1 rRNA gene (cut by a window edge) is annotated in these 2,500 nt (G+C 52.9%); it reads left to right on the top strand.

The annotated features are described in order from the left end of the window. Nucleotides 1-2,498 (top strand): 23S ribosomal RNA (locus D2K62_RS18540) (it extends 449 nt beyond the left edge of the window). The last annotated feature ends 2 nt before the right edge of the window (nucleotides 2,499-2,500 follow it).

The raw sequence follows: 2,500 nt of genomic DNA, 5'->3' as shown, positions 1-2,500 counted from the left end.
CCGGGAGGACCATCTCCCAAGGCTAAATACTCCCTAGTGACCGATAGTGTACCAGTACCGTGAGGGAAAGGTGAAAAGCACCCCGGAAGGGGAGTGAAAGAGATCCTGAAACCGTGTGCCTACAAGTAGTCGAAGCTCGATATTTTCCTTCGGGAAAAAGAATGAGTGACGGCGTACCTTTTGTAGAATGGACCGGCGAGTTACGATTCTTTGCAAGGTTAAGCCGCACAGGTGGAGCCGCAGCGAAAGCGAGTCTGAATAGGGCGTGATAGTAAAGGGTCGTAGACCCGAAACCGTGTGATCTACCCATGTCCAGGGTGAAGGTCAGGTAACACTGACTGGAGGCCCGAACCCACGCATGTTGAAAAATGCGGGGATGAGGTGTGGGTAGGGGTGAAATGCCAATCGAACACGGAGATAGCTGGTTCTCTCCGAAATAGCTTTAGGGCTAGCCTCAAGGAACGTATGTTGGAGGTAGAGCACTGATTGGACTAGGGGCCCTTACCGGGTTACCGAATTCAGTCAAACTCCGAATGCCAATCATATTGCCTTGGGAGTCAGACTATGGGTGATAAGGTTCATAGTCGAAAGGGAAACAGCCCAGACCGTCAGCTAAGGTCCCAAAGTATACGTTAAGTGGAAAAGGATGTGGCGTTGCATAGACAACCAGGATGTTGGCTCAGAAGCAGCCATCATTTAAAGAGTGCGTAATAGCTCACTGGTCGAGTGACGCTGCGCCGAAAATGTACCGGGGCTAAACGTATCACCGAAGCTACGGATTCCAAGAAGTATTGCACTTCTTGGATTGGTAGGAGAGCGTTCTAAGTGCAGCGAAGTCAGACCGTGAGGACTGGTGGAGCGCTTAGAAGTGAGAATGCCGGTATGAGTAGCGAAAAAGAAGTGAGAATCTTCTTCACCGAAAGCCCAAGGTTTCCTGAGGAAGGCTCGTCCGCTCAGGGTTAGTCGGGACCTAAGCCGAGGCCGAAAGGCGTAGGCGATGGACAACAGGTTGATATTCCTGTACCACCTCCTTTCCGTTTGAACAACGGGGGGACGCAGTAGGATATGGAAAGCGCGCTGCTGGTTATGCGCGCCCAAGCAGTGAGGCTGTTGGATAGGTAAATCCGTCCAATGTAAGGTTGAGCTGTGATGGGGAGGGAACTTAAGTACCGAAGTTCCGGATTTCACACTGCCAAGAAAAGCCTCTAGTGAGGAAAGAGGTGCCCGTACCGTAAACCGACACAGGTAGGCGAGAAGAGAATTCTAAGGTGATCGGGAGAACTCTCGTTAAGGAACTCGGCAAAATGACCCCGTAACTTCGGGAGAAGGGGTGCTTCTTTTACGAGAAGCCGCAGTGAAAAGGCCCAAGCGACTGTTTAGCAAAAACACAGGTCTCTGCGAAGCCGTAAGGCGAAGTATAGGGGCTGACACCTGCCCGGTGCTGGAAGGTTAAGGGGATGCGTTAGCTTTCGGGCGAAGCGCTGAACCGAAGCCCCAGTAAACGGCGGCCGTAACTATAACGGTCCTAAGGTAGCGAAATTCCTTGTCGGGTAAGTTCCGACCCGCACGAAAGGTGCAACGACTTGGGCACTGTCTCAACGAGAGACCCGGTGAAATTATACGATGCGTGAAGATGCGCATTACCCGCGACAGGACGGAAAGACCCCGTGGAGCTTTACTGTAGCCTGATATTGAATGTCGGCACAGCTTGTACAGGATAGGTGGGAGCCGTTGAAGCGTGAGCGCTAGCTTACGTCGAGGCGCCCGTGGGATACCACCCTGGCTGTGTTGACCTTCTAACCCAGAACCGTGATCCGGTTCGGAGACAGTGTCAGGTGGGCAGTTTGACTGGGGCGGTCGCCTCCTAAAGAGTAACGGAGGCGCCCAAAGGTTCCCTCAGAATGGTTGGAAATCATTCGAAGAGTGTAAAGGCAGAAGGGAGCTTGACTGCGAGACCTACAAGTCGAGCAGGGACGAAAGTCGGGCTTAGTGATCCGGCGGTACCGTATGGAAGGGCCGTCGCTCAACGGATAAAAGCTACCCCGGGGATAACAGGCTTATCTCCCCCAAGAGTCCACATCGACGGGGAGGTTTGGCACCTCGATGTCGGCTCATCGCATCCTGGGGCTGTAGTCGGTCCCAAGGGTTGGGCTGTTCGCCCATTAAAGCGGTACGCGAGCTGGGTTCAGAACGTCGTGAGACAGTTCGGTCCCTATCCGTCGTGGGCGCAAGAAGTTTGAGAGGAGCTGTCCTTAGTACGAGAGGACCGGGATGGACACACCGCTGGTGTACCAGTTGTTCTGCCAAGAGCATCGCTGGGTAGCTACGTGTGGAAGGGATAAGTGCTGAAAGCATCTAAGCATGAAGCCCCCCTCAAGATGAGACTTCTCATCTTTTTAGAGTAAGATCCCTCAGAGACGATGAGGTTGATAGGTTCGAGGTGGAAGCGTGGTGACACGTGTAGCTGACGAATACTAATAGATCGAGGACTTAACTATAA

Origin of the sequence: Paraliobacillus sp. X-1268 (assembly GCF_003426095.1) — a bacterium.
Lineage (GTDB): Bacteria > Bacillota > Bacilli > Bacillales > Amphibacillaceae > Paraliobacillus_A > Paraliobacillus_A zengyii.
This window is presented reverse-complemented; position numbering and strand designations above follow the sequence as displayed.